Below are 3,420 nucleotides of genomic sequence, written 5' to 3' on the forward strand. Positions count from 1 at the left end.
GGTCAAAAGATGTGCTGATTGTTGATCATGCGTATCATGGGAACTTAACGACCCTCATTGACCTAAGCCCCTATAAGTTTAATCGCAAAGGGGGGAAGGGCTGTCCGGATCATGTTAAAATATGTCCGATGCCTGACGGATATCGCGGACCTGTTAAATGGGATGATCCTGATTGTGGTGATAAGTACGCTGCTAAGGCAATTGAACAGCTAGCGGATTTGCAAAAACAAGGCCGGAAACCTGCGGCTTTTATTGCTGAATCCTTACTGGGATGTGGTGGACAGATTGTCTTGCCTGATGGATATCTAAAACGTGTTTATGAAGCAGTGCGAAGTGCGGGTGGTCTCTGTATTGCTGATGAAGTTCAGGTTGGTTTCGGTCGCGTTGGAAGTCACATGTGGGGCTTTGAATTGCAGGATGTTGTGCCGGACATTGTTACTCTTGGAAAGCCGATTGGAAATGGACACCCTATGGGGGCCGTTATCACAACCCGGGCTGTCGCAGATGCTTTTTTCAATGGTATGGAGTATTTCAATACTTTTGGTGGAAACCCAGTTTCTTGTGCAATAGGGCGGGAAGTGTTGCAGGTTATTCGGGATGAGCGCTTGCAGCATAATGCGGCTCAAGTTGGTCAACATATTCTGGATGGTCTGACAGAGATGATGGCGTGCTATCCATTAATCGGTGACGTTCGCGGGCGGGGGCTCTTTATCGGGGTTGAATTGGTATATGACCAAGAAACGCTGGAGCCTGCAACAGATGAAGCCGGCAAGGTTGTCAACCTTATGAAAGAAAAGAATATCCTGCTTTCAACGGACGGCCCGCTGGATAATGTGGTGAAAATCAAGCCGCCAGTGTGCCTTACGATGGAAAATGCAGATCAATTTCTAAAAGAGTTTGATGTCTGTATGGCTTTGGTTAGTCAGGCCAGATAGTTTTAGACAGCTTTAATGCATTAACCCAGAGGAGCTTGAGGGATCTTAAGTTCTTTTGGGTTTTCGTTTTCATATTCAGTAGTATAGTGAGTGCTTAATCACAATAGATATTGAGTTCATTTAGTTATGCGTGACGGCACGGCGACGAAAAACAAAATAAATCGGGTTGCTATGGAGCTCTTTGCTGAAAAGGGCGTGACGGAAACCACGACCAAAGATATTGCCGCAGGCGCGGGAATTGCCGAAGGTACAATATATCGCCATTACAAAAGCAAAGATGAATTGGTGAAAAAACTGTTTCTGTCTCTCTACGAAGAACAAGGGAACTATTTACACGAAATTGCTTCTGCTGATAAAGATTCCAAGCAAAAAATTGCGGATATGATCGTCAATTTTTGCCAGCTATTTGCAGAAGACAAGGCGCTCTTTACTTTTTTACTTCTGACGCAACATGGACAGCTCAAAGAAGTCCCCGATGACATGGTTACACCAGTTGTTGTTTTGCGTGATTTAATCGCGCAGGGACAGGATGATGGAACGATAAAGCAAGGTGATCCTGATCTCATGGCAGCAATGGTCCTGGGCGTGGTTGTTCAGCCTGCCGTTTTCCACGTCTATGGCCGCCTGACACAGGATTATAAAAGCTTTACCCAAGATTTGACCGAAGCTGCGTGGAGTATAGTTGGGCTTGATGAATAGAGCCTGATCCTGTCCCCGAATCAGAGGCATTTATCTAAGGTCCTGAAGCTGAGGCCCTGATCTGGGAATATGATCAGGTCGGGCGCTTGATCTTATGTCTGGGGGACCATTTGGAGAAAACAATCAGGTTTCCGCCCAAAGCAAGAACAACACCTAAAACAGCTGTTTCTGTCCAGATATACCCTTCAAAAATGGTAGAAAGTGACAGGGCAACGATTGGAAAAAGGACTGTGGAATAGGCGGCTTTTTCTACGCCGATCTGTCCAATAAGTTTGAGGTACATGGCAAAGCCAATCACAGTGCCGGGAATGGCGAGATAAAAAAGAGCACCCAAGTATTTATAGGAGTTCTCTATATCAAACGAGTAACCTTGAAACAGGCACCAAAGCCCAAGCGTTATACTGCCATAAACCAGCGCATAGGAGTTCGAGACAAGGACATTTCGCCCTGCCTTTTGCTGATGTTGTGAGACCAGGTTGCCGAGGGAAAAGCAATAGGTTCCTGCTATGGATAACAGTAAGCCTACGAGGCCAAAACTGGTTCCGTTACCGAGTTGAATGTCTTCCCAGAAGAGGGCGCAAACCCCTAAAACACCAAGACAAGAGCCAATAAGTGATCTTACAGACGGCGGCTTTTGCTGGAATATAAAGGCATTGATCATGTTGAATATGCTTGCCAAGGAAAAGACAACCGCGATCAACCCACTGGGTAGGTATTTAGCTGCATTGTAGAAGAAAATGAAATTCAAACAGAAGAGACACCAACCCTGTAGTACAAACCACTTATGCTGTTTGATCGGAACCCATGTAAGCTTTCTTAAAGCAAGCATGAAAATGATTTGTGCGAGTGCCGCCAAGGCAAAGCGGTAAAAGGCGGACACTTCGACCTGCACTGTTCCAACCTGAAAAGCGATTGCCAGCCAGGTGGTTCCCCAAATCAAGACAGTTCCAAGGTAAAGCAGTATATTCACAAGGCATCCAGACAAAACGCTGTTCAAAAGATGATGATGTCATAAAGATGAGCGCCCGGACTGTATATCAGTTTTCGGCATTTTTTTCATATTCTTGCTGTTAAGTGTAAACTGATGCCTTCTCAAAAGGCCTAAATATGTTTGAAAATCACAGTTTGCCCATTGTTTTACCGCAACATTTGGTGCAAGACATCGATACGTTAGACGACTGGATCAGAGCAGAAGCAATGTTTAGCGCCAATACCAGCTCAAAAGGAACGGCTTGATATGCGATGCCTTTTTGTCGTTTCAACGTTACCTGAAAAAGGGTTAGGTCATCTTGTGCGATGCAGAGATCTAGCGCGTTTTCTGGCTGATAAAAACATCGACTGTTTATTCGCGGTTGACTGGTACTCACAAGACATCGCTACTTTCTTAGACGATTTTCAGTGTATCGTTACAACGAGAGCGGCTGATGAAGTCATTCGTCTTATTCAATCGAAACACATTGCGACACTTATCGCTGATCACTACAGCATAGATGAAGCATGGGAGCAGCAAGTAGCCCCGCATTTGACAAAGCTTGTGGTTATCGATGATGTGAAACGTCGGCACTATTGCGATGTTTTAATTGATTTTAAATGGCGCGGTAGCAATACCGCTTCGGCTTACGAAGGACTTACGAACCCAGATGCCGTCCATTTGTTAGGGCCGTCTTATGCGTTAATGCCTGCTCTACCAGGGCAAGCGCCTGCGCGAACAGAACTCGCACCTTCCTCTCAGCAGCCTAGTCGTATCATGGTTGGTCATAACTTTCTAAGCACCGCTCAGGTCATT

The 3,420-nt window shown here is 45.6% G+C and carries 4 protein-coding genes; 3 read left to right on the plus strand and 1 reads right to left on the minus strand.

Annotated elements, in window-relative coordinates; all coding sequences use genetic code 11:
* Both Q0241_RS21610 and Q0241_RS21615 read left to right on the plus strand, forming a co-directional pair.
* The coding region (locus Q0241_RS21610) for an aminotransferase class III-fold pyridoxal phosphate-dependent enzyme (RefSeq protein ID WP_299381215.1) at window positions 1-935 on the plus strand (935 nt) is incomplete at its 5' end.
* 126 nt (window positions 936-1,061) lie between these two features.
* Window positions 1,062-1,634, plus strand: a complete 573-nt coding sequence (locus tag Q0241_RS21615) for a TetR/AcrR family transcriptional regulator (protein ID WP_299381217.1) — start codon at window positions 1,062-1,064, stop codon at window positions 1,632-1,634.
* A gap of 73 nt (window positions 1,635-1,707) precedes the next feature.
* Here Q0241_RS21615 and Q0241_RS21620 read toward each other — a convergent pair whose 3' ends face one another.
* The gene (locus tag Q0241_RS21620) at window positions 1,708-2,604 is read right to left on the minus strand and encodes a DMT family transporter (RefSeq protein WP_299381219.1); all 897 of its coding nucleotides are present in this window, start codon (window positions 2,602-2,604) and stop codon (window positions 1,708-1,710) included.
* A 267-nt stretch (window positions 2,605-2,871) separates the two neighbouring features.
* Between Q0241_RS21620 and Q0241_RS21625 the strand changes: the two genes are divergently transcribed.
* Window positions 2,872-3,420, plus strand: a 549-nt coding sequence (locus tag Q0241_RS21625; RefSeq protein ID WP_299381221.1) for a hypothetical protein, incomplete at its 3' end; no start/stop codon positions are given.

Source organism: uncultured Kiloniella sp. (assembly GCF_937128705.1).
In the GTDB taxonomy this organism is placed as follows: domain Bacteria; phylum Pseudomonadota; class Alphaproteobacteria; order Kiloniellales; family Kiloniellaceae; genus Kiloniella.

What these genes read in the sequence shown, in the direction of transcription:
- Q0241_RS21615 (WP_299381217.1), top strand. Translation starts at nt 1,062, where the DNA reads ATGCGTGACGGCACGGCGACGAAAAACAAAATAAATCGGGTTGCTATG.